The following is a 24,669-nucleotide window of genomic DNA, read 5'->3' as shown; positions in this document are numbered from 1 at the left end:
CCCCTGTCTACGCTGAACCTATGACTTCCCTCATCACCGGTTCGGATGGCCTCGAGCGTTGTGCGTGGGTCGGAGCGGATGCCGAGTACCAGCGCTACCACGACGAGGAGTGGGGCGTGCCGCTGCACGGTGATCGCGCGCTCTTCGAGAAGATGGCGCTGGAGGGGTTTCAGGCAGGCCTCAGCTGGATCACGATCCTGCGCAAGCGCCCACGATTCCGCGAGGTGTTCGTGGGTTTCGAGCCCGAGACCGTCGCAGATTTCGATGACGACGACGTCGAGCGCCTGATGGCGGATGCCGGGATCATCCGCAACCGTGCCAAAATTCTCGCGACGATCGGCAATGCACGACTCGTCGTGGGTATGGCGGAGGGCGAGCTGGACGAGCTGATGTGGTCGTTCGCGCCGGTGCCGGGCATCCGACCACGTTCATTCGATGATGTGCCGGCGGTGACGGACGAGTCGACCGCGATGAGTAAGTCGCTGCGTAAGCGGGGGTTCCGTTTCGTGGGGCCGACCACGATGTATGCGCTCATGCAGTCCTCCGGCATGGTCGATGATCACGTTGAGGGGTGTTGGCGGGTCGGATGACGCGCACCGCTCACGATGGGTGGGTATCTCTCCCCATAGATGCACAGCTTCGTGGCGGTTACGATTGTCCGGTGTGTCGCTTCGCTGTGCGAAGCGGATCGGAGTGTGAAGCGGTCTCTCTGAGGCCGCCCAGGGGGAATCGGGTATGAAGGCACTTTCGTGGATGCGCGCGAAGCCGAAGACCATCGCATCTGCGGCAGGTGTCACGGCGGCGGTCATGGCCATCGCAACGATGGCGTTCGTGTACGAGGGCAACCCCACCACGAAGGTCGATCTCAATGACGGCGGCGTCTGGATCACCAAGTCCTCGGCGCTCATGGTCGGCCACTTCAACAACGAGTCCGCTCTCCTCGATGGCGGCCTGCGCACGGCCGGCGAGAGCTACGACATCCTGCAGGACGCATCGACGATCCTGGTCACAGACCGCACCAACGCGACGCTGACTGCGGTAGACCCAGCGCGCGTCTCCCTTGAAGACAGCACCGAGATCCCAGGGTCATCGAAAGTCGCGCTCGGGATGCGGACGGCGGCGATCCTCAACACCGACTCTGGCGACCTGTGGGTCGTGCCAGTCGGCGCTCTCTCAGGCTTTGAATTCCAGGGCACCGACCCCATAGTCAACCTGGGCAAGAAGGCCGATGTCGCCGTTGGCCAGGACGGCACCGTGTACGGGCTGTCCGGTGATGACGCGCTGGTCGTGACGATTCCGGTCGATCCCGACGGCCAGGCGCTCGAGCCGACGACGGCGCCCCTGGAAAACCTCGACGCATCGATCGCCCCGACCATCACAGTGGTTGGCGCGACCCCCGTCGTGTTGTCGCCTGCCGACAGCGCCCTGCTGACCACCGACGGGCTGCGCACCGAGATCACAGAGGCAGACACGGCCGTGCTGCAGCAGGCATCTGCGAGTGCAGATGCCGTTACCGTGGCCACCACATCGCAACTGATCGATATCCCCTTCGATGGCGGCGACCCGCAGATCATTCCGACCGGTGGGCAGGGCACTCCTGCTGCTCCGGTATCGCTACTCGGCTGCACATACGGCGCATGGGCGGGTTCTGACCGCTTCGTGCGCGAGTGCCCCGGCGACCCTAACGACGTTGCCGCAGACATTCCCGGCGTCGAGGGCAAGGCCAGCCTGACGTTCCGGGTGAACCGCGATGTCATCATCATTAACGACACCATTGCCGGAACCGCGTGGTTGGCCGATGAGAGTCTGCAGCAGGTCGACAACTGGAACGACCTGACCCCGCCCGAGGGCAAGGACGAAGACCAGGAAGAGACCACCGAGCAGACGGAAGAGACCACGCTGCCGGTGCGTACCAATGTGAACACCAAGCCGGTTGCAGAGAACGACGAGTACGGTGTGCGCCCTGGGCAGACCACCATGCTGTCGGTGCTCGACAACGACAACGATCCAGACGGCGACGTCTTGGTCGCGGCGGTGAAGGGCGAGCAGCCTTCGATCGGGACTGTGCAGCCGATCTACGATGGCGGATCGCTGCAGATCGCCGTCGACAAGGACGCCACGGGGTCAGCTTCCTTCACATACGAGGTCGACGACGGCCGCGAGGGTAAAGACACGGCTGACGTCTCCCTTGTCGTCAAGGACTGGGACACCAACACGGCGCCTAAGCCGCAGCGCAACACGACACTTGAGATCGAGACCGGCGGCACTGTGTCGTACAACGTCCTGCCGGACTGGATCGACCCGGAGGGCGACGACTTCTATCTGCAAGACGTCTCGGCCGCGCCGGGCGACGAGGTCGAGTTCACCACCGACGGGCAGATCACCTACCGTGCCGTGGCCAGCATGCAAGGCCGAAAGGAGATCACCGTTACGGTGGCCGACGCCCTCGGCGAGGCAGCCAGCGGCACGATCATCCTTGATGTGCGCCCGTCTGGTTCCACGCTGCCGAAGACCAACGCTGATCACGTGATGACCAGGGTCAACGAGCAGGTCACCGTCGCCCCGCTGACGAACGACTCCAGCTCTGGCCGTGAGCAGTTGCGCCTGACCAGAGTCAACGGCGACGAGACTCCCGGCGCGACGATTGAGCCGGACTACGCGAACAAGACCTTCACCTTCAGCGCTCCGAGCGTCGGCGTCTACTACGTGCTCTACGAGGTCGCGGCCGGGCCCAATGGCGTGCAGGGCATCGTGCGCATCGATGTGTCGGATGAGACCAACGAAGACCTGCCGCCCATTGCGGTCCGTGATGTCGCGCTGCTTCCCTCGGGTGGTGAGGTGCTGCTCGGTGTGCTCAACAACGACACCGATCCAGCCGGCGGTATTCTCGTCGTCCAGTCGGTCTCAGTGGAGCAGAACAGCGGTATTTCGGTATCCGTCCTCAACCATGAGACGCTCCGCATCGGCGACCAGGGGTCGCTCGATGAGCCAGTGCGAGTGACCTATCAAATCTCCAACGGCGCGAAGACCGCCCAGGGTGAGGTCGTCGTCATCCCGATCCCGGCGCCGGAGACGATTCTGAGGCCGGTTGCAGCACCTGACGTGGCTGTCGTGCGCGTCGGCGATGTGGTCACCATCCCGGTGCTCGATAACGACACCAGCCCGATCGGCGACGACCTCACACTTGCCCCCGACCTGATCAAGCCCTTCGTCGACCCGACCGACGGCGAGATCTTCGTCTCCGAGGACACCGTCCGTTTCAAAGCCGGAGACGTCGCCAAGACGGTCTACGCCACCTACGACGTCTCAGACACCCGCGGGAACAACGTCGGAGGGTTCATCACCATCCAGATTCTGCCGGTGGGCGAGGAGAATGCCGCTCCACGACCGCAGGATCTCACGGCACGTGCTCTCAGCGGTGGCGTCGCGAACATTGCGGTCCCGCTGGATGGGATCGATACCGACGGGGACTCCATTGAGCTGGTCGGCCTTGCCTCGAACCCCGCCAAGGGTCGCATCACGGAAGTCGCGCAGAACTACTTCGTCTACGAGGCTTATGCAGACTCCACTGGCGTCGACACGTTCAGCTATCGGGTGCGCGATCGCCTCGGCAAGGAAGGCACCGCGACGATTCGTGTCGGCATCGCTGCGGCCGAAGACGTCAACCAGGCTCCATATGCGGTGAAGGACTCCGTGGTGGTGCGCCCAGGCCGTGAAGTAGCCGTACCGGTTCTGGTCAACGACTCCGATCCTGAGGGTGACGAGATCTCGCTCGTGAAGAAGGGCCTTGACGCACCCGAGGAGCTTGAGGCGCGAGTCTCGGGCGACCGCGTGCTTGTGCAGGCGCCGGAAGAGGCGACCGAGACGTCACTGCGGTACACGATCTCCGACGCGAAGGGTGCGACGGCGAATGCCGTGGTACAGATCACCGTCGATGAAGATGTGCCCCTGCTGGCGCCGGTTGCCAGAGACGACCGGGTGCGTACCAGCGATCTCGTCGAGGGCGAGCTCACCGTCGACGTCGACATCCTGGCCAACGATGAGGACCCCGACGGCACCACCGAGGCACTCGACGTTGAGGTCGACGGGGGCGCGCTGCCGGTCACTGATGGCAAGGTGCAAGTGACCGTCGGCAAGCAGATGCAGCTCATCCGCTACTCCGTCACAGACATTGACGGGCTATCGACTTCGGCCTTCCTCTTCGTCCCCGCGCTGGAAGAGTTGCGCCCGTACGAGATCTGGGTAGAACCGGTCGTTGTGAACAGCGGCGAGACCAGGGAACTGCCTCTCGACGAGTACGTGGGTGTTGTCGGCGGCGGAAGCGTCGTGATCACCGAGCATGGCAAGGTCAGCGCTTCGCACGCGAATGGCGCGGACCTGGTGAAAGATGGCAGCACGCTCGTCTACACATCGGCAGACCGCTACTTCGGCTCAGACGCCATCACGTTCGAAGTCACCGACGGCTCTGCTCCGGACGACCCCGCGGGTCGCAAGTCGACGCTGTCAATCCCCATCCAAGTCCTGCCGCCGATCAACCAGCCGCCGAGCTTCACACGCAGCTCGATGGATGTTGCACCCGGTGAGGCTGCGACCACTATTGACCTGGCAGCACTGACCACGGACCCTGACCCCGAGGATGCGGGCAAGCACACGTTCAGGCTCGTCGGGGATGCCGGCAAAGGACTGACTGCGCAGATCATCGATAACACGACGCTGTCGGTTGAGGCTTCGCAGAACGCGGTCAAGGGCAGCACCGCTACTCTGACGATTGCAGTTTCTGACGGCGAAACCGAGCCCGTCGAAGGGTCCGTCACTGTGAACGTGACGGCATCCATCCGCCCGCTGGCCACAGCGAACACCGACACGATCGAAGAGGCTGATCAGGGCGAAGAGATCAGGATCCCGGTTCTGGACAACGACGTCAATCCGTTCCCGGACACCCCGTTGAAGGTCGTCTCCGCTGAGTCTGAGACGGGCGTGGCTGATGTCTCCCTGGACGGCGACGAAGTGATCCTGACCCCCGGATCGAAGTTCGTCGGGACGGCGGTGGTGCGCTACACGATCCAGGATGCGACGGAGGACCTCGACCGTCGGGTCGACGGACGTATCGTCGTGACCGTACAGGGCGTGCCAGACGCACCGGGTCGTCCGCAGGTGACGAGCGTGCAGGATCGCACGGTGGTGGTGACGTTCTCGGCGCCATCGAACAACGGTGCGAAGATCGAGAAGTATACGATCTCCAGCGTCAAGGGCAGCAAGTACACCCGGGAATGTGAAACGACGACGTGCACTCTGGATGGGCTGACGAACAACGTCGAGTATGCCTTCGAAGTCGTCGCCACCAACCGGGTGGGGAACTCAGAACCCTCCGCGACTTCCGAGGTGGCACGGCCGGACGCCCGACCTGACACGCCGATCGCCCCCAAGCTGGCCTTCGGGGACAAGTCGCTTGACGTCACCTGGGCGACGCCGACAACGCCAGGGTCACCGGTCGAGTCTTACACGCTTCAGATATCGCCGGCACCGCCTTCCGGTGTCACACAGAAGACCGGTGTGACGGGCAACTCGTTGACCTGGGATGGCCTGGAAAATGGCACGTCGTACCAGGTGCAGGTCCGCGCTCATAACAAGGCTCCCGAGCCGTCTTCATGGAGTGAGTGGTCGCTCGGACAGATCCCCGCCGGACCTCCCGCGACGCCGGATGCCCCGGTCACCGCCGAATTGTCGCCGGTAGGCGCTCAGGCGCAGATGCAGGTGTCGTGGAACGCGCCGTACAACAACGGTGACTCGATCTCGCGCTACCAGCTGCAGGTGCTGCGCGGGGGGACGACGATCAAGACGATCGACGTCCCGACAGGTCAGACGACCCAGGCCGTCGTGGTCGATACCTCCGAGTCCGGATACTCGTACATTGTGCACGCCGAGAACAAAGCTGGCTGGGGCGGCTGGAGTAATCCGTCCGCCGAGCGCCGTGGAGCCACCCGACCGGATGCTCCTGCGACGCCGACGATCGTCGATGGTGATCACCTGATCACCATCAGCTCCGCGTATGTCCTCAGCGCCGAGCAGCGCAACGGTGCCAAGGAATCCGAGATCACCTATCAGTACCGGCTCAACAGCAGCGGTGAGTGGCAGAATCTGACGTCAACGACAATCGGCGGCCTCACGAACGGCTCGTCGTACACGTTGCAGTTGCGCGCACTGTCGAACACCGGTGATGGGACATACACCGGTGCGGAATCCGGTGTCTCGAACGCCGCGATCCCGCACGGCACACCACACACTCCGGTCGGTGCGGCCGCAAGTCACACCACATCGGTCGACCTCTCTTGGGACGCATCTGGCTCGCCGAACGGACGATCGATCCAGGTCGTCAAGATCAGGATCAACGGCGGAGCGTGGGAAAACGTCGGACTCAGCGGCACGCGAACCGTAGGAAATGACTACGAGCAGACGTTCACAATCGAAGTGCAGGCATTCGACACCGAGGGCACAGCGTCCGCCATCAGCGCCCTGGCGCAGGGCGGGACGGCATCGCGGCCGCCGCCCCCCGTCCAAGTGGCGCGAGCGTATCAGGGCGGCGATTCCGGCAGATGCTCGCCAGATACCTGTTACTTCATCGGTCTCTATGTAGAGAACTTCCCCAACCCGGGCACGTACGACGTGAACTGCCTGGAGAACGGTGAGAACTTCAACACCAACAACCGACCAATCAAGATGGTGATTCCTGCTAACGGTAACGCGACGGCAGCGCCGGGGTGGGGTCTTTGCTACCACGGCGGTTTTGATAGTCAGTACGAACTCACACTCGAGATTGTCGGTTGGGGAACGTCCACGGGTGTGCGCTGGGACTGAACCCAGGCAACGTAACAGCAGTGAGAAGGAACGACACGAAATGACAATGACACCCGAGCAGGCGGCCTGGTTCCAGGGCACCTTCCAGCGACTCGTCGACAACGTCGACAAGGCGCTGCAGGGAAAGCGTGAGATCGTCAGCCTCGTCCTGGCATCCATGCTCGCCGAGGGGCACGTGCTCCTCGAGGATGCCCCGGGAACTGGCAAGACGAGTCTCGCGAAGGCGCTGGCCGCGACCGTGCAGGGCACGAGTTCACGCATCCAGTTCACCCCGGATCTGCTGCCCTCCGACGTCACCGGCGTGACCATCTACGACCAGCAGAACCACAAGTTCGAGTTCCACAAGGGCCCGATCTTCGCGTCGATCGTGCTGGCAGATGAGATCAACCGTGCCTCTCCCAAGACGCAATCGGCACTCTTGGAAGTCATGGAGGAATCGCGCGTCACGGTCGACGGCGTCACACACGAGGCCGGTCGGCCGTTCCTCGTCATCGCGACGCAGAACCCCGTCGAGCAGGCCGGTACCTACAAGCTCCCCGAGGCGCAGCTGGACCGTTTCCTCATCAAGACCGCAATCGGCTACCCGGATCTTGCGGTGACCGAGAACATCCTTGCCGGCGCGTCCGACCGCAACCCCTCCGCGCGACTCTCCGCGATCATCACCACCAGTGCGGTCGCAGACATGGCTGACCTCGGCGCAAGCGCGCACGTCGACTCCGCGGTGCTGCGCTACGTGGCGCAGCTCACCGAGGCCACCCGCGAAGACAAGGGCGTGCGTCTTGGCGTATCTGTTCGCGGCGCAATCTCGATGATTCGTCTGGCCAAAGTTTGGGCCGCAGCCCACGGCCGGCACTACGTGCTCCCGGACGACATCAAGACCCTCGCGGCCCCGGTATGGCAGCACCGACTGCTGCTGGACGCCGAGGCAGAATTTGCCGGCACGACGGCCGACACGGTCATCGCGCGCGTGCTCGAGGGCGTCGCAGCTCCCCAGGCGCGAACGGCGGCTTGATGACCGCAGAGACGCTGCAGGCGGCGCCCGACACGGTGCCGGACACCGCGCGCGACGCCGGATGGCGTGACATCGTCGCGCTCGTTGGCGCGCGCATTTGGGTGCGTCTGCAGAAGATCGTGAGCGTCATCCGCCCCCTGGCGTGGGTGCTGATGGTGCTCGCCGTCGCGTGCTGGATCGTTGGCGGGAGCGTGGGCTGGATCGAACTGACGATTGCGGCAACCGTTGTGACCGTCGTGATCGCACTGTGCGCACTGTTTCTCATCGGGCGCACCGAGTACGATGTCTCCCTCGACCTTGCCCGCACCCGGGTTGTCGTTGGTGAACGCGCGGTCGGCGCGCTCACACTCACCAATCCGACCAGCCGGGCCATTTTGCCCTCCCGCGTCGTGCTGCCGGTGGGCGGCGGGCGTGGCGAGTTCGGCATCCATCGCCTTGCACCCGGCGACAAGGCGGAAGAGCTCTTCGCCATCCCGACGCTCCGTCGCGGGGTCGTCAAGGTCGGCCCTGTCAGCGTGGTCCGCGGCGATCCGCTCGGAATGTTCGAGCGTGCGCACCGCGGCGATGACCCCGTCGATCTGTATGTGCATCCAAAGACGGTGCTCTTCGACGGTCAGTCGCTGGGATTCTTGCGCGACCTCGAGGGCCTGCCAGCGGCAGATCTCTCCCGTGACGATGTTTCGTTCCATGCGCTGAACGAATACCAGCCAGGCGATGACTTGCGCCACGTGCACTGGCGTTCCACCGCACGTACCGGTGTGATGATGGTCCGCCAGTATGAGGAGACCCGCCGCTCACACTTCGTGATCGGTCTGTCCCGCTCCGCAGGTGACTACGCCGTGGATGCGGATTTTGAACTCGGCATCTCGGTGGCAGGGTCCGTCGGCCTGCGTGCCCTGCGTGACTCGCAGCGCGTCGACGCGCGCGTGCAGGGGCGAGAGCTGCGCTGCGGAACAGGCAAGCAGTTGCTCGACTCGCTCGCCGCGCTCGAGGAGTCCAAGCCGCGTGACGGCGGTATCGCCGAGCTCAGTGGTGTGATCGCCGCAACCATGCCGCTCGCAAGCGTGGTCGTGCTGGTGTGCGGCTCGCGCGTCTCGAATGAGAATCTGCGCCTGGCCTGCGCGCGCCTCCCGTACGGCGCACGCGTGATCGCAATCGTCGCCGATACCTCTGTCGAGGTTCCTGCGCTGCGCGCCATCGGCGAAGCAGCAGTCGTGAGCGTCGGCGCCCTCGAACAAATTCCACTTGCACTTCAGAAGGTGCTCGCATGAGCGCCGTCGCCGAGACCCAGACTCTCCCGCTGCGCCGTTGGGCGCTGGACCTGGGCGCAGTCTTTGTTCTCCTCGTCGTCAGCATTGTTGGCTTTTGGCCGAGTTTCGGCGGCGCCGAATACCTTGCCGCGGCTATCGGTGGAGTGATCCTTGGCCTTGCGATTGCTTCTGTCGCCGCCTGGCGGCGCTGGGGCATCCTGACCATCGCCGGCCTCACAGCGCTGGCCTATTTCGTTTTCGGTGGGGCGCTCGCGCTGCCGCACACGGCCATCGCGGGATTCATCCCGACCCTCGACACCCTGCAGCAGCTCGCACTGGGCACGGTGACGTCGTGGAAGAAGATGCTGACCACTGCGGCACCCGTAGCCGCCGCGGACGGGCACCTGATAGTTCCGTTCCTGCTGCTTCTGGTCGCAGCGGTTCTGACGGCATCCATGGCCTTGCGCCTGGCGAACCCGGCGTGGGCGCTGATCCCGGCGGGCATCGCCCTCGCGGTCACCATCTCTTTCGGCACGCCAGAGCCTGCGGCACCGCTCTTGCAAGGGGTCTTGTTTGCCGCCGTGAGCATCGCGTGGCTGGCCGCCCGTCAGATTTGGGCGCCGCAGAACGCCGCCATCTCGGTCAGTGAGATCGACCCGGCCCGGGCGAATCGCATGCGGATGCGCCGGCTCATATCCGGTGCGGTCGTCGTCATCGTCGCGGCCGGCGCCGGAGCAGCAGTCAGCGGAATTACCGCACCGACTGAAGTTCGCCACGTGCTGCGTGACGTCATCATCCCGCCATTCAACGTGCGCGACTATCCGAGTGCCCTGCAGTCGTTCCGTGGCCATGTCCGCGACGACGCCGACGAGAAACTGTTCACAGTGGAGGGGCTGCCAGCCGGCGCCCGTATTCGCCTCGCGGCAATGGACGAGTTCGATGGTCAGGTCATCAACGTCGTCGACGGCGGTCCGGGAACATCCAGCGCCTTCACGCCGATCCGCGCGAACATGTCACCGGACGCTCAGGGTGTGCCGGTGACGCTGAAGATCGACATCGGCAAGTATTCCGGTGTCTGGGTGCCAAGTGCCGGCTCTGTCGCCGAGTTCGAGTTCAGCGGGGCCGACGCTGATGTGCTGCGTCGCAGCACGTACTACAGCACCGGTTCTGGCACGGCAGTGTCCACCGGCGGGCTCTCCTCCGGTGACAGCTACACCGTGCAGGCGATTATTCCGGCCGAGATCAGCGACGAACAGCTCGCTAAGGTGCCGTTCGGTACCGTGCGCATGCCTAAATCGCAGAAGGTCCCAGACGAGCTGTCCTCTCTCGCCGCAGACATCATCGCCGACGCGGAGACGCCGGTCGAGCAGGTGCGGGCGCTCGCCACTTACCTGTCGAAGGACGGGTTCTTCAGCCATGGTCTGGAGGGCGAGGTCATCTCGCGCGCCGGACACACGTCCGAGCGCATCTCTACGCTCATCGGCGGCGATCAGATGATCGGCGATGACGAGCAGTACGCCGTTGCGATGGCACTCCTCGCCGGCGAGATCGGGATCCCCGCTCGTGTCGTTATGGGCTTCTACCCGGATGAGGCGCAGGCCGGGCAGTCGAAGTTCGCGGCGACGGGCGCAGATATCCACGCCTGGGTCGAGGTGAACTTCGACGGCTTCGGCTGGGTGCCGTTCGATGCGACGCCGCCCGAGGATCAGGTTCCGAACGAACAGAACACCAAGCCGCGCGCAGACCCGAAACCGCAGGTGCTGCAGCCGCCTCCGCCGCCGCAGGAGCCTGCTGACCTGCCGCCCACGCTTCCTGATGACCGTGAGTCAGAGGAAGAGGTGCCTGACTTCTCCGGCCTCATCGCTCTGGTCCTCACGATCGGTGGCATTACCCTCGGGACCCTGCTGATCCTCGCGTCACCGTTCATCATCATCGGTGCCTGGAAAGCAGGCCGCCGCAGGTCGCGCCGGTTGTCGGAGCGCACCGCCGATCGGATCTCCGGCGGCTGGGACGAGCTCACCGACCGCGCGGTCGACTACGGCGCTCGCTTCACCGTGGGTGCGACCCGTGGAGAGGAAGCCGCGCACGTCGCCGAGAAGCTGGCAATTCCTGGCGCGACATTGCTCGCGCAGCGCGCAGATGCCGAAGTTTTCGGCCCGAGCGACCCGTCGGCTGAGGAGGTCGAGGCCTTCTGGAAGGAGGTCGACGACGTCGTGGTCGGTCTCGGTGTCGAAGCGGGCTTCTGGAAGCGGATCAAGGCACGTCTCAATATGCGCTCGCTGCTGGGAGGATCACATCTCTCCGCAGGCGTGCAGAGTCTGAAGGATGCCGCGAACGCGCGCGTTCGACGAGAACCTGGCACGATCAAGAACAGCACTTCCGATGTATTCGAGAGCGAGACACCATGACACAACCGGCGTTCGGCACGGTCGCCCAGACGTCGCGGCGCGCCGTGGCATACATCATTGACGCAGCAATCGCGGCCGGGATCGGCATCGTCCTCGGCATCATTCTTGCGGTGGTCGCCGTCTCGGCAGGCCTTGAGGGGATGCTCGGGGTGCTGGCCATCGGTGGCCCGCTGATTTCGGTGATTCTGCTGGGCTGGTTCATCGTTTACACGCTGATGCAGAGCGGCCGCGGGTCGATCGGTATGCGCGCGCAGGGCATCCGCCTCGTGCGCGAGGTCGACGGCGCGCCGCTCGGATTCGGCATGACGCTGGTGCGGAACATCATCTTCGGTCTCGCAGCATCCATCGTCGTCGGTTACTTCACGCCGTTGTTCGACGGCTCTGGGCGATTCCAAGGCTGGCACGACAAGGTCGCGAAGTCCCTCATGCTGGACGCGCACACGGCGCCGGCCGCGGCCGTGGCTCCTCCAACCCAGGCGATGCAGGTGCCGCCGCGCCCGCCGCTTCCTTCAGCGCAGCCCGGAGCGCCCACACTCGCAACGGCCCCGCGCCCGACTGTTCCGCAGATGCCGATTGTCCCGCAGATGCCGATTGTTCCTCGGATGCCTGCCGTCCCGGCGATGCCGAGCGTTGCGCCGGCTGCGCCGGCACCCGCCGTGGCCGCCCCTCAGCCGCACGCACCGGTTGCCGAAGACGCACTGATCGCGTTCGTGCCCGGTGTGACGCAGGACACCCCGCCGCAACGGTCCGAGCAGATTTCCGACGTGACTGTTTCGCTGCCCGATCCCGAGCTCACTACCGTGCCCGATGTCGCTACCGACTCATACGACGTCGAATCGGACGACATCGAGGACACCCGGATCAGTATCCCCGGCCACCGGCTGGTGTTCACCTGGGATGACGGAACCCGCGTTCCGGTATCTGGGCGCACGCTTTTCGGGCGCAATCCCCTTCCTGAACAGGGTGCCACCGTCGTGCCAGTGCGTGACGAGACCCTGTCGCTTTCGAAGACTCATTTTGAAGCCGGTGCCGACGTCAGCGGCGGATGGGTGAAGGATCGTCATTCCACCAACGGAATGACGATCGTGCGCGACGGGGAGCGGATCAGATGCGCCCCCGGTGAGCAGGTGAGCGTCCGCCTGGGGGACGCTCTCGAGATCGGCGATCGCATCGTCACGATTGGCGGCTACGTATGAGTGCATCCCTGATCGTGACGTCCGGCTCGGCCACGCATGTGGGCAGCCGCCGCACTCTGAATGAAGACTCGCTGCTGGCGAGCGCTCCCGTTTTCCTCGTCGCGGACGGCATGGGTGGTCATGAGGCGGGGGAGCGCGCGAGTGCCGCGGCGCTCGCCGAGTTCGAGCGGTATTCCGGTCGTGAGTCACTCGTCCTTGATGACGTGCGTGCCGCCGTGAGCAGCGCACGTCTCGCCGTCGACGACATCTCCGTTTCCACCACCGGGCGCGCAGGAACGACCCTGAGTGGCGTGGTGTTGGCCTCGGTCGACGGCACCGGATACTGGCTCGTCCTGAACATCGGCGACTCCCGCACCTATCGGCTGGCGGACGGTGAGCTGGAGCAGATCAGTGTGGATCACTCGGTCGTTCAGGAGTTGGTGGAGTCGGGTGAGCTGACAGCGGCCGAGGCTGCCACAGACCATCGCCGCAACATCATTACCCGTGCGATTGGCGGTGGAAGCACTGGTGAGGCCGACTACTGGATGTTCCCCGCCGACCTGGGTGACCGAATCCTGATCTGCTCGGACGGTCTCTGCTCCGAACTGACCGACGACTATATCCGCGACGTCCTTTCCCTCGAGACCGATCCGCAGAGCGCCGCCAACGTCCTTGTCGCCGACGCTGTGAGTGCCGGTGGCCGCGACAATGTGACTGCTGTGATCGTCGACGCAATCTCCGTCGCGTCCCATCCTGGGCGCCCCGTGGAGACAGATGTTCCCGACATCGCGGATACGCGTCCGCGCGAAGCCGCAGGAGGAATGCGCCCGTGAATGTCACCTATCGCCCTGGACAGTGGAACGCGCTCATCAACGTGGACACCGTCATCGTTTTGCCTCCGCGGGCCGACGCGGCATTCGTCGCCGAAATTTGGGACGGCATGCGTGACGCGCATGAACTCAGCGCGCTGGTGGATCTGCTCACCCTCGGCTCCGGCGGGACGCTCGCCGGGCTCCCCGACTTCGTGGCGATCGCTACGGACGGTGCCGATGTTCGCGTCGCTGTACGGGGTGTGCCCGAGGTGACGGCCTTCTCCACAGAGGGCGAGACGCGCGTCAGCGGACACGACATCGCCACCTGGAGTGAGCGTGTGATCCGCTCGGCCACGCGAATTCACATTGCGATCGCAGACGATGCGGATGCTTCGTTCCCGATCATCGGCGGCGTCGTGCGCGCTGGTGCGCTGACCGTGGAACTGGTGGCGTCGGAGCAGCCGATAGTTCCCGTGGCTCCGCCCGTTTTGATCGCCCCGTCCGTTCCGATTGCCCCTCCGATTCCCGAAGAGACCCCTGCCGCAGAGGAGGCTCCCGTCACAGAGGAGATCCCTGTCGCAGACGAGGATCCTGACACGGGCGACACGGACGACACACTGATGCCGGAGCAAGCAGACTCCACCGCAGAAGTTGATGACTTCGATCTGTTGTTTGGAGACACTGTCCACGTGATCCCCGCAGGAAGTCCCATACCCGATGACGCGGCAGGCGACCACGACGGTGCAACCATTTCCCTCGCGCAGGCACGTGCGCTCCGAGACCCCGCCGCAGCATCATCGTCGGAGGCTCCGACTGTTGCGATTCCGGTGGCATCCGTCGGCAGCATCCGGCTCTCCACGGGGCAGAGCGCATCTCTTGACCGCCCGGTGATCATCGGCCGGCGGCCACGATCGACCAGGGCCAGTGGAGCAAATCTGCCGCACCTCATCGCGGTGGACAGCCCCCAGCAGGACATCTCCCGCAACCACCTCGAGGTGCGCCCCGAGGGCGACACCGTGGTCGTGATTGACCTGCACACCACAAACGGGTCAACGCTGCTGCGGCCGGGTGCAGAACCCGTGCGGCTGCACCCGGGCGAGCAGATTCTGGTACTCACCGGAGATTCGGTCGACCTCGGTGACGGCGTCGTCGTCACGTTCGAGGACCTTCCGTGAGTAGGCCGCCCTCTCCGCCTCCCGCACTCCCCGGCTTCACATACGTGGAACCACTGGGCACTGGTGGTTTTGCCGATGTCTTCCTATACGAGCAGCAGATGCCGAAGCGGCGGGTCGCCGTCAAGGTGCTGCTAGCTGATCGCATCTCGAGCGGATCCGCGCAGGAGTTCGCCGACGAGGCGAATGTCATGGCGATGCTGTCGACGCATCCGGCGATCGTCACGATTTACCAGGCCGCGGTCGCCGGCGACGGACGCCCGTACATCGTGATGGAGTACTGCCCTCGCCCGAACCTGCAGCTGCGCGCCCGCAAGGAGCCGTTCTCGGTTGCGGAGACGCTGCGCGTCGGCATCCAGGTCGCCGGCGCAGTGGAAACCGCGCATCGTGCCGGCATCCTGCACCGTGACATCAAGCCGGCAAATATCCTCGTCACCGAGTACAACCGACCGGCGCTGACCGACTTCGGCATCGCTTCGACGACCTCGGCGATCTCCGAGGCGACAGGTATGTCGATTCCGTGGTCGCCACCGGAGTCATTCGGCGACCCGCCGCAGAGCGGCACATGGTCCGATATCTGGGCACTCGGGGCCACGCTGTTCACGCTGCTTGCCGGGCGCTCGCCGTTTGAACGTCCAGGTGAGCGAAATTCCAGCGCAGACCTGATCGAGCGCATCGAACGCGCCGCGCTATTGCCGCTTGGTCGTCCAGATTCACCAGCGAGCCTGCAGCGCGTTCTTGAGCGGGCAATGGCGAAGAATCCTGCTGACCGGTACCCCAGCGCGGTCGCCTTCGCGCGGGCGCTGCAGAAGGTGCAGATCGAGCTGTCGCACTCCGTCACGCCGATCGACATCGTCGATGATCATCCCTTTGAACAGATCGATGATGATGACGATGGACTGACCAGGGTGCGTCAGGTCGTCAGCATTGCCCCGGATGCCGGGGAGACGCGGCCGTCCGCGATGACGCAGCCGTTCGCCCCGAGCGACTTGAGCGCCCCGGGTTCGGGATCGTCCGCGCCAGCGGCCGACGACACCGTGATGCGTCCACCTACGGTCGTCGCGGAGGAGCCGGTGCGGCAGGTCGACGATGACCACACGCTCCTGCGTCCGCCTCGGGTTCTGGCGCCAAATGCCCCCCTGGCGCCCGTCCCTGCGCCCGCTGCGCTCGAGATTCCGCCGCGTCGTGGTCGTGCGGGCTGGATCATCGGCGTGGTCGCGGCGGTCATCGTCATCGGGGGAATCTTCGTCGGTGCGAACCTCCTCATGACGGCCCTGAATGCACAGCAGCCGGATCCTGAACAGAGCGAGCAGGTGGTGGAGCCGCAAGACATCGTCTCCACTGTCGTTCCCCAGGCGACGGATATCGTCGGAACCCGTGACGGTGACAAGGTCACCTTCACCTGGACCAATCCAGATGAGCAAGACGGCGATTTCTATCTCTGGGAGCAGATCGTCCTTTCTGGCGAGACCAGCACTAAGCGGGTGACGACGCCAACGGTGACGCTCACTACTCAAGGCTCTGGTGAAGTGTGCATCGACGTCTCCCTGATCCGCGCTGATGGGCGCGCATCGGACGCGGCCAGGGGATGCGTGGACTGACATGATTTGGGAGATCGACGAGAAGAAGCAGACGATCGAAGGACTCGACGCCTCCGGGCGCCCGGATCCGGCGTATGCCGCCGCACTCGGCCTGTTGCGCGCGCCGTTCGGTCGCCGTGCCTTGGCCTTGACATTGGATGTCGCGCTCTGGCTGTTGTTGCAGCTGCCGCTCTGGCTTGGTGCGATGCCGTTACTCTTCAAGCTCGCGACCGGATCGATCTCCTCCTACGGGTTCCTCAATCATCCGGGCTTCGTGCTCGGTATCGTGATGGCGGGCGTCACGGTACTCCTCACCCTGGTTTTCAGCGTCGTGCAACTGGTCCTCCACGGAACCAAGGGGCTGACGATCGGCAAGGCCATCGTCGGCATCCGAAGCGTGAATGTGCGCACGCTCGGACGTCCTGGCGTCGGCGCAGTGCTGTCGCGCTTCCTCCTCGTCGCCGTCGTGAGCCTCGTGCCGCTTTTCGGCCTCGTACTGTTCCTGATTTCCCCGACGCTTGACCCGCAGCGTCGCGGACGCGGATGGCATGACAAGGCGACGAATGTCTGGCTGGTGGACGTGCGCAAGGGGCTGCAGCCCTACGACGAGAAGCGGATGCGTGTCGCACGCAAGATGGTGAAGGCCGAGCCGGCTCCTGAGCGATCGGCATTACCTTCCCTTGCGACACCGATGGATCCGGCGGCACAGCCCGAGTATCGGCCCGGCAACCGTGTCAGCGCCGGCGTGATTGGTATTGCGCGTCCGTACGAGGCGCGTGAGCGTCCGGTGATCGGTCTGCCGCAGCCCGTCCAGCCTGCGGAGGTCGGCCCGGGTGAGGCTGGTAAGCCGGTGCTCGGCGGATACCGGCTCGCCAGTGCTCCTGAGCCCGTGCAGGCTCCCGTGCCGCCGCCCGTGTCTGCCCCAGAACCTGCGCCAGAGCCGATGTCCGATCCAGCCCCGATACCGCAGCCCGCGCCCGCGCCAGAACCTGCGCCGCAGACCACCCCAGCCGCACGCTTCGCGCTGCGGCTCGACACGGGCGAGAGCATCCTGGTATCCGAACCCGTGCTCCTCGGGCGTAACCCGGACGCGGCGCAGTATTTTGGCGCACGACCGATCCCGCTGGCCGATGATAGCCGGTCGCTTTCGAAGACACACCTGCTGGTGCGTCCTGTCGACGGGGGACTCGAGATCGTCGACTGCGGTTCCACAAACGGGTCGGGGCTGATCCGAGACGGTGTGGAGTACGTTGTCGCTGCGGGCACGCCGGTCATGACGACGGACAGCGACCTGATTCGGATCGGCGATCGTACGGCAGCCGTGATTCGGATATGAGCGAGGGCGAGCACAAGATGATGGTCGCTGGCGAGCTAAGCGGGACTGAGGGACACGAATGCGACTGAAACTGACCTTGCACCGGCAGTCGGGCGACCCCGTCGACATCGTGATCACGACGGATTCGACGGCTACCACCGGCGACGTGGCTCGCCATGTCGCCGAGGCCGATCCGACACGGTCGACGCCGGTCGCCGAGGGCGACGTGGTCACACTCGCCGTCGCGCCTCCCGCCGGTGAACGACTGGTCCCGCTGCAGCCGGATGTACCGATCGGCGAAGCGCCGATCGGCTCCGGTTTCGCAGCATCCATCGTCAATTACGGCCCCAACTATGCAGCCAGTGGCCAGGGCGAGATCGTCGGCGTGCTGCGCGCGACGGCGGGAGCGTTGGAGGGCCAAGAGTTCCCCATCGCCGCCGGGCACGTGTTCCTGGGCAGGGACGCGGACAACGACGTTGTCCTCGTCGATCCTTTGGTTTCGAAGCGTCACGCGCGCCTCGAGGTCGGGGCGCACATCGAGGTCGTCGACCTGAACTCCGCAAATGGCGTGCTCGTAGACGGTGTCGCGGTACAGCGGGTCAGGGTCGAAGAGGGTGAGCCGTTCGTGATCGGCGGCACCACGCTCATCCTGCGCCTCGCTCGTTCCTTCGATGGCTCGGCCTCAGAGGAGCCGATCATCGAACGAGGTGGGGGCCTGCTGTTCAACCGAAGCCCCCGTGTCGAGGTGCGCTACCCGGGCACACGGTTCAAGGCTCCGCGTCTGCCCACCGAGAAGATCGGCAAGATGTTCCCGTGGCCGATCCTGGTCACGCCGATCCTGATGGGTATGGCGCTCTACGCGCTGAATGAGAATCCGCGATCGCTCCTCATGATCGTGATGACGCCGCTGATGGCGCTTGGCAACATTATCAATCAGGCCGTACAGAGCAAGAAGAGCTCCAACCACGAGTACCTCCTCTTCGAGCGACAGTATGAGCAGCTGGAAGAGGACTTCTTCCGAGGTAAGCCCGAGGAAGAGCGCGCCCGCAGTGCGGAGGCTCCGCCCGTCGCGGAAATCTTCGATCACGCCATGCGGCTCGGCCCGATGCTGTGGACGAGGCGGCCAGAGCACTGGAACTTCCTCGGTCTGCGGTTGGGCAGCTGCCAGCTCCCCGCACGCAACATGATCGACGATGCCGACGAGCCGGACGGCCTTCCCGAGTTCATCGAACGCATCGACCGACTGCGCGAACGCTACGAACTCGTCGACGACGTGCCGGTGTTCGACACGCTGGCCGACGCCGGGTCGATCGGAATCGCGGGTCCACAGGGGCCGGTGGCCGACACGATGCGCGGCCTTGCCGTCCAGCTGTTCGGTCTGCACGCCCCCAACGATGTCGTCACCGTTGCCTTCGCCGACTCCGCGTGGACGCCAGAGTTGGACTGGCTCAAGTGGATGCCGCACACATCCAGCGAGAAGAGCCCGTTCCGGAACATGGCGCTCGCCGATTCCGCACCGACCGGTGCCGCGCTGCTGAGCATGCTCGAGGAGTACGTGCTACGCGCCGGGGCAGAAGGCGTCGGCGGAGAGCCGCGCGGTCCGTTCAAGGAAGACTGGAACCCGCTGCTGTACGGCACGGATGTCGCTCGCGCGGCGACGGATCACAAGAGCACTCCACCGCTGTCAGTGATCGTCTTCGTGACCAGTGACGCACCGGTCGACCGCGGTCGACTCACGGATGTGTTGGAGCGCGGCGCGGATCGCGGCGTGCACGCGGTGTTCATCTCGCCCACGGTCGAGTCTCTTCCGGCCGTGTGCCGCAGCTACATCGATGTCACAACGGGTCTCGAAGACGCCCAGGTCGGCCTGGTCCGCACCGGCGAGCACTTCGAGCATGTGCGAGTGGAAGGCGTCTCCAACGCGTACCTGCACATGCTCGCTCGACGTCTCGCACCGGTGGTGGATGCGAGCACAGTGGTGCACGACGCGTCTGACATTCCTAATTCGGTGATGTTCTTGCAGCTCGTCGACCCGGCGATCGCGGAGGATCCGCAGGTCGTGATCGAGCGCTGGCGGCAGAACAACACCATCGTGGACCGGTCGCCGGGGCCTCGGCCTCGGTTGAAGAAGTCTGGCACGCTGCGTGCGATCATCGGCCAGGGGGCGAGCGACGCGATGGCACTCGATCTGCGCACGCAGGGTCCGCACGCCCTCGTCGGCGGTACGACCGGCGCGGGAAAATCCGAGTTCCTGCAGGCGTGGGTTCTGGGTATGGCTGCGGCGCACAGCCCGGATCGCGTCACGTTCCTGTTCGTCGACTACAAGGGCGGATCCGCCTTCGCCGATTGTGTGGAGCTGCCGCACTGCGTGGGGCTCGTGACCGATCTGAGTCCACACCTGGTACGCCGAGCGCTGACCAGCCTTCGTGCTGAGTTGCAGCATCGGGAGCATCTGCTCAATCGCAAGAAGGCGAAGGATCTTCTCGAGCTTGAGAAGCGCCAGGATCCGGAGTGCCCTCCGGCCCTCGTCCTTGTGATCGATGAGTTCGCCGCACTCGCGTCGGAGATGCCGGAGTTCGTCGATGGCGTGGTGGATATCGCGCAGCGCGGACGCTCGCTCGGCATCCACCTGATCATGGCGACCCAGCGACCAGCGGGCGTCATCAAGGACAACCTGCGCGCGAACACCAACCTGCGCATCGCCCTGCGCATGGCAGACGAGGCCGACTCGCGCGACGTCGTCGACGACGGCATTGCGTCGACCTTCTCCGCAGCGATCCCCGGCCGGGCGATCGCGAAGACCGGCCCCGGCAGGCTTGTGCCGTTCCAGTCGGCGTACGCGGGCGGATGGACCACCGACGATGATGCGGCCGTGGCGGAGGTGCGCGTGGCCGAGCTGCGCTTCGGCTCCAGCGCCGAGTGGGAATCCGACCGTCCCGCCGAGTCGGACTCGCATGAGGAGGATCTCGGCCCGAACGATCAGAAGCGCATCGTGTCGACCTTGATTCGCGCCAGCGAGGTCGGAGGGCTCATCCGGCCCCGCCGTCCCTGGCTCGATGACCTGTCGCCACTCGTGGATCTGCATGATCTGCCCAACGAGGGCGACACACGCATCCCGCTCGCGCTGGTGGATGTGCCAGAGAATCAGCTGCAGCAGCCAGCGGTGTTCTCACCCGACCGTGATGGTTCGCTGGTGATCTACGGCACATCTGGTTCAGGTAAATCGACCCTGCTCAAGACGATCGCCACAGCCGCCGGCATGAGGCCAGATCGTGGTCGCGTGCAGGTCTACTGCCTCGATTTCGCCTCGGGTGCGCTGGGCGCGCTTGCCGCACTTCCCCATGTCGGCTCGGTCGTCGACAGTGCGGATGTCGAGCGCATCCAACGTCTGCTGCGGACGCTCGATCGGGAGATGGATCGTCGTTCGGCGTCGTTCTCGGCCGCCAGCGCGGCATCCGTGCAGGAATACCGAGAACTCGTCGACCCGAAATTGCCGCGCATTCTGCTGCTGATCGACAACTTCCCCGAGTTCAAGAAAGACTGGGAGTTCGCGCCGGGCCGTGCGCCGTTCTACCGTACCTTCATGCGCATCCTCGGCGAAGGACGCACACTGGGCGTGCACACCGTGATCACCGCCGACCGTGGCAACGCCGTGCCGAGCGCGGTGGCGGCGAACATCTCACGTCGCGTCGTGCTGCGGATGGGAGATCCCAGCCAGTACATGCTGTTGAACGCGCCACGGGACATCCTCGACGAGCAATCCGCGCCGGGGCGTGCGGTCATTGACGGGCATGAAGCGCAGATCGCAGTACTGGGTGGCACCATGAACGTGGTCGAGCAGACCAAAGCGCTCGGCGTGCTCGGTGATCGCCTCCGCGAAGAGGGCGTGCTCGATCTACCCGAGATCGGTGCGCTTCCCACCATGGTTCCCGTGTCCGAGATGCCAGCACAGGTGGGTGGGATGCCGGTGTTCGGCGTTGCCGACGACACACTCGCACCTCACGGCTTCGAGCCGATCGGCTCGTTCGTAATCTCGGGTCCTCCGGCATCGGGCAGGACGAACACGTTGAAGGCGCTCATCATCGCCATGGAACGCTTCAACCCGAACGTGCGCATGTATCACTTCGGCAGTCGCCGATCGGAGCTCAAAGACTTCCGTCCGTGGGTGCGCAGCGCTACGCGCGCCGAGGACGAGAAGGACCTCGCCACAGAGCTCGCAGAACTGGTCGTGAGCGATTCGCCCGATGGCCGCATCATGATCGTCATCGAGGACATGCCTCACCTTGCCGACGGTGCGGCTGATCGCCCGATGCGGGCGCTGCTGCAGGCGATGAACAACAGCGACCATTTGCTGATCGGTGAGGCCGAGATCAGTCGTGCCAGCGGCAGCATCGGCGTGATGGGTGAGTGGAAGACCGGAAGACAGGGCATTGTGCTCAAACCCGATACCTACGACGGAGAATCGATCTTCAAGTCTCCGTTCGGCCGCGTCAAACGCTCGGACTTCCCGGTCGGCCGCGGCATCTTCGTACAGGCAGGTAAGGCGGTCACGATGCAGATCCCGTTCGTGCCCGATGCGCCGGCTCATGGGTAGAGGTACATGGGTACCGCTCCCCGTATGCCAGATCGAGATCGTTGGCTAACCTCGTTGTAAGAGGCCGAGCGGCCTGACGAAGACAAACTTGGAGGCGGCTCTCATGGCAGCAGATTTTGGTGCAACATACAGCGAGATGGAAAGCGCGGCACAGCGCCTTCGTGACGGACGTACCACCGTCACCGACACGCTGAAGGAGCTCCAGGGCGTCATCGAGGACCTCGTCCAGGACGGCTTCAAGACCGAGAACGCTTCGGTGGCGTACAACACGTCGTACGGTGAGCTCACGAGCTCCCTGGACGATGCAGCGGAGGCCGTGAACGACATGGCGCAGGCACTCGACCAGATGGCGGACCAGATCCGTGACACTGACGCGAGCATGGCCGGCGGCGCCTGAACCATCGCACTTTTAGAGGTCGTGGCGTCGGGGGAACTGACGCCACGACCTCTGTCTTTGCCTGAGATGCACAGCGCGCGGCGAATAGAATTGGAAACATGAGCGGAACGCAGAGCTACTGGTACAACCTGTCGACCCAGTCGGTCCAGCGTGCGGATGAGCGCCCTTCCGAGGACACGATCGGACCGTTCGCCACTGCTGAAGAGGCGCAGGATTCGCCGGCGGTGCTATTGGAGCACGCACGTGCGTGGCTGGAGAGCGAAGAGAGCGAGCGTTTTCGCGAGATGGCCGAAGGCGACGACAGCGCCGACTTCGTGTGACGCGGCTCCCATGAGGGCTCGTCGCCTTGCTGCACCACTTGCTGTCCTCCTCGCGGTAGGCCTGACAGCATGCACACCGGCGATGCCGGAATCGGTCGTGCCGGGCTCTGCCATCACCGTCGGGTGGACGGGTGAGTTCACATCGACCAACGCAGCCGCATCCCCCACGTCAGGCAACGTCGACATTGCCGCGACGATCCGAGGCGACTTCGGAGACGTGATCGACGGTGAGTTCGTCGCCGACGAAGGCTTCGGAGCGGTCACGATCGTCAGTGACGACCCTTTCACGGTGCGGTACGACCTTACCGAGCCGTCCTGGTCGGACGGTATCCCGCTTGACGCCGCGGATCTGCTGTTGGGCTGGGCGGGAGCGTCCGGATACTTTGACGTCGGTCACGAAAGCGAGACAGCGGATGCCGAGCCGGATGCCGAGCTCGCGGTCCCTGTCCTCGATGAGTTCGCGCGCGCGATTCAGGTGACGTTTCCGCAGCCGGTGATTGATTGGCAGCAGGCGGTCACGGTGCCGGTGCCTGCGCACATCGTCGGTCGTCTGGCCTTCGCCATGGACGACGACATGGAGGCGAAGCAGGCGGTCATCCGGGCGATCCAAGAGCACGATTCGGCCGCGCTCGAGGCGCTCGCCACGGTCTGGAACGAAGGCTTCGAGCTCTCCGACCAGGCAGAGCTTCCCGCGGATCTGGCGCTTTCCAGCGGGCCATTCCTGGTCGACGGGGTCGATCGTAGCGATGCGGGGCAGAGCGTGACGCTGGTGCCGAACCCGTCGTACAGCGGGCTCGTGACTCCCCAGGTCGCCCGCATCAACCTGGTGCCGCCCGGTGTCGACCCGATCACCACGATCGGCGACCAGTTGGATGCCGCGCAAGTGGCTCCGATCGCGGCCAATCGGGCGCCGATCATCGAGCTTGAGCGCAAGGACTTCACGGTCGACACAACGCATGACGGAACTGTCTGGGCGATGCTGTTGAATCCTGCAGGCGTCTTCACCCAGCAGCAGGCGCGTACCGCGTTTATCCACGCGGTACCGGCGCGTTCGATGGTGGAGCGCGGTGCGGGCGACTGGGCAACTGCGTACGCCGGCACCACATCGATGGTGTCGGCGCCGGGGTCTCGCGCCTACGACATCGTGAACGCCGACTCCGGTTTCGCCGAGATGCTCGGCGAGGCGGGAGATGACCCGGCGCTGGAGCGGGAAGCTGCCGGCCTGGCTACAAGAACACACGTCTGCGTGCTGTACGACCGGCGGAGCGAGTTCGCGGTCGGTGCGTTCGCTGCACTTCGGGACGCGGCGGGTGAATTCGGCTGGAGCGTGGTCGACTGCGGCAGCGATGACTTCGACACCGCGCTCGTGCAGCGCGGTTGGGATGCGGTGATCGCCCGCGTGCCGATCCCGCAGACGCCCGGGCAGATCGCTGCGCAGTGGGGCAGTCAGGGTGACGCATCCATCACTCGCCATGCGGATCCGGAGCGTGACGCTCTGATCGCGCAGCTTGCCCAGACCACGGATATCTACGAGGCGCGAGATATTCGTGCGCAGATTGAGGCGACGATCGTCCGTGCCGCCGTGGCACTTCCGATCGCCGCGAACCCGCGGGTGACAATCAGCGATCGTGACGTGACCGGCGTCGCATCACGCAACGGCGCGACGGCTCCGTTGACGTCTGGCGCCGTGCAGTGGGCGGCCCTGCCGTGAGCCCGGTGCTGTGGGTTGTTCTCCCCATCGCGAGGCAGCGTTCGCGACCCGTAGAGTCTCCTCTGGAG

14 protein-coding genes are annotated in these 24,669 nt (G+C 64.9%); all 14 read left to right on the top strand.

Going from position 1 to position 24,669, the window contains the following annotated elements; genetic code table 11:
* The first annotated feature begins 20 nt into the window (after positions 1 to 20).
* The 14 genes from ACSU04_RS08785 to ACSU04_RS08720 all read left to right on the top strand — a co-directional run bounded on the left by ACSU04_RS08785 (position 21) and on the right by ACSU04_RS08720 (position 24,601).
* The gene (locus tag ACSU04_RS08785; protein ID WP_439289139.1) at positions 21 to 590 is read left to right on the top strand and encodes a DNA-3-methyladenine glycosylase I; all 570 of its coding nucleotides are present in this window, start codon (positions 21 to 23) and stop codon (positions 588 to 590) included.
* A gap of 145 nt (positions 591 to 735) precedes the next feature.
* Complete coding sequence (locus tag ACSU04_RS08780) at positions 736 to 6,855, top strand: Ig-like domain-containing protein (protein ID WP_439289138.1); 6,120 nt, start codon at positions 736 to 738, stop codon at positions 6,853 to 6,855.
* Positions 6,856 to 6,895: 40 nt separating this feature from the next.
* A complete protein-coding gene (locus ACSU04_RS08775; RefSeq protein WP_439289137.1) occupies positions 6,896 to 7,867 on the top strand; it encodes an AAA family ATPase in 972 nt (323 codons plus the stop codon).
* On the top strand, positions 7,867 to 9,138 hold the full coding sequence (locus tag ACSU04_RS08770) for a DUF58 domain-containing protein (RefSeq protein WP_439289136.1): 1,272 nt from the start codon (positions 7,867 to 7,869) through the stop codon (positions 9,136 to 9,138). The genes ACSU04_RS08775 and ACSU04_RS08770 overlap by 1 nt, the downstream gene beginning before the upstream one ends.
* Positions 9,135 to 11,525, top strand: coding sequence for a transglutaminase-like domain-containing protein (locus ACSU04_RS08765; protein WP_439289135.1), 2,391 nt, complete (start codon positions 9,135 to 9,137; stop codon positions 11,523 to 11,525). The genes ACSU04_RS08770 and ACSU04_RS08765 overlap by 4 nt, the downstream gene beginning before the upstream one ends.
* Positions 11,522 to 12,721, top strand: coding sequence for an RDD family protein (locus tag ACSU04_RS08760; RefSeq protein WP_439289134.1), 1,200 nt, complete (start codon positions 11,522 to 11,524; stop codon positions 12,719 to 12,721). Before ACSU04_RS08765 ends, ACSU04_RS08760 begins: the two co-directional genes overlap by 4 nt.
* The gene (locus tag ACSU04_RS08755) at positions 12,718 to 13,533 is read left to right on the top strand and encodes a PP2C family protein-serine/threonine phosphatase (RefSeq protein WP_439289133.1); all 816 of its coding nucleotides are present in this window, start codon (positions 12,718 to 12,720) and stop codon (positions 13,531 to 13,533) included. Before ACSU04_RS08760 ends, ACSU04_RS08755 begins: the two co-directional genes overlap by 4 nt.
* Positions 13,530 to 14,687 (top strand): FHA domain-containing protein, encoded by a 1,158-nt coding sequence (locus ACSU04_RS08750; RefSeq protein WP_439289132.1) that lies wholly within the window; start codon positions 13,530 to 13,532, stop codon positions 14,685 to 14,687. The genes ACSU04_RS08755 and ACSU04_RS08750 overlap by 4 nt, the downstream gene beginning before the upstream one ends.
* Entirely contained in the window at positions 14,684 to 16,285 is a 1,602-nt protein-coding gene (locus tag ACSU04_RS08745; protein WP_439289131.1) for a serine/threonine-protein kinase, read from the top strand. The genes ACSU04_RS08750 and ACSU04_RS08745 overlap by 4 nt, the downstream gene beginning before the upstream one ends.
* Before the next feature lies 1 nt (position 16,286).
* Positions 16,287 to 17,600: an RDD family protein gene (locus ACSU04_RS08740; protein WP_439289130.1), complete on the top strand. Its 1,314-nt coding sequence runs from the start codon at positions 16,287 to 16,289 to the stop codon at positions 17,598 to 17,600.
* A gap of 58 nt (positions 17,601 to 17,658) precedes the next feature.
* A complete protein-coding gene (locus ACSU04_RS08735; protein ID WP_439289129.1) occupies positions 17,659 to 22,173 on the top strand; it encodes an FtsK/SpoIIIE domain-containing protein in 4,515 nt (1,504 codons plus the stop codon).
* Positions 22,174 to 22,276: 103 nt separating this feature from the next.
* On the top strand, positions 22,277 to 22,570 hold the full coding sequence (locus tag ACSU04_RS08730) for a WXG100 family type VII secretion target (RefSeq protein ID WP_439280296.1): 294 nt from the start codon (positions 22,277 to 22,279) through the stop codon (positions 22,568 to 22,570).
* A gap of 98 nt (positions 22,571 to 22,668) precedes the next feature.
* Positions 22,669 to 22,890, top strand: a complete 222-nt coding sequence (locus ACSU04_RS08725) for a hypothetical protein (RefSeq protein ID WP_439280297.1) — start codon at positions 22,669 to 22,671, stop codon at positions 22,888 to 22,890.
* A gap of 10 nt (positions 22,891 to 22,900) precedes the next feature.
* Positions 22,901 to 24,601: an ABC transporter substrate-binding protein gene (locus ACSU04_RS08720; RefSeq protein WP_439289128.1), complete on the top strand. Its 1,701-nt coding sequence runs from the start codon at positions 22,901 to 22,903 to the stop codon at positions 24,599 to 24,601.
* The last annotated feature ends 68 nt before the right edge of the window (positions 24,602 to 24,669 follow it).

This window comes from Microbacterium sp. A84, assembly GCF_051842815.1.
Taxonomy (GTDB): domain Bacteria; phylum Actinomycetota; class Actinomycetes; order Actinomycetales; family Microbacteriaceae; genus Microbacterium.
Note: the sequence above shows the minus strand (reverse complement) of the source record. Positions and strands in the feature narration are given on the sequence as shown.

Bases quoted from the DNA above. Each gene is read 5' to 3' on its own strand.
- ACSU04_RS08765 (WP_439289135.1), top strand. From the start codon at position 9,135: ATGAGCGCCGTCGCCGAGACCCAGACTCTCCCGCTGCGCCGTTGGGCG.
- ACSU04_RS08785 (WP_439289139.1), top strand. From the start codon at position 21: ATGACTTCCCTCATCACCGGTTCGGATGGCCTCGAGCGTTGTGCGTGG.
- ACSU04_RS08780 (WP_439289138.1), top strand. From the start codon at position 736: ATGAAGGCACTTTCGTGGATGCGCGCGAAGCCGAAGACCATCGCATCT.
- ACSU04_RS08760 (WP_439289134.1), top strand. From the start codon at position 11,522: ATGACACAACCGGCGTTCGGCACGGTCGCCCAGACGTCGCGGCGCGCC.
- ACSU04_RS08755 (WP_439289133.1), top strand. From the start codon at position 12,718: ATGAGTGCATCCCTGATCGTGACGTCCGGCTCGGCCACGCATGTGGGC.
- ACSU04_RS08720 (WP_439289128.1), top strand. From the start codon at position 22,901: ATGAGGGCTCGTCGCCTTGCTGCACCACTTGCTGTCCTCCTCGCGGTA.
- ACSU04_RS08770 (WP_439289136.1), top strand. From the start codon at position 7,867: ATGACCGCAGAGACGCTGCAGGCGGCGCCCGACACGGTGCCGGACACC.
- ACSU04_RS08775 (WP_439289137.1), top strand. From the start codon at position 6,896: ATGACAATGACACCCGAGCAGGCGGCCTGGTTCCAGGGCACCTTCCAG.
- ACSU04_RS08740 (WP_439289130.1), top strand. From the start codon at position 16,287: ATGATTTGGGAGATCGACGAGAAGAAGCAGACGATCGAAGGACTCGAC.
- ACSU04_RS08725 (WP_439280297.1), top strand. From the start codon at position 22,669: ATGAGCGGAACGCAGAGCTACTGGTACAACCTGTCGACCCAGTCGGTC.
- ACSU04_RS08730 (WP_439280296.1), top strand. From the start codon at position 22,277: ATGGCAGCAGATTTTGGTGCAACATACAGCGAGATGGAAAGCGCGGCA.
- ACSU04_RS08735 (WP_439289129.1), top strand. From the start codon at position 17,659: ATGCGACTGAAACTGACCTTGCACCGGCAGTCGGGCGACCCCGTCGAC.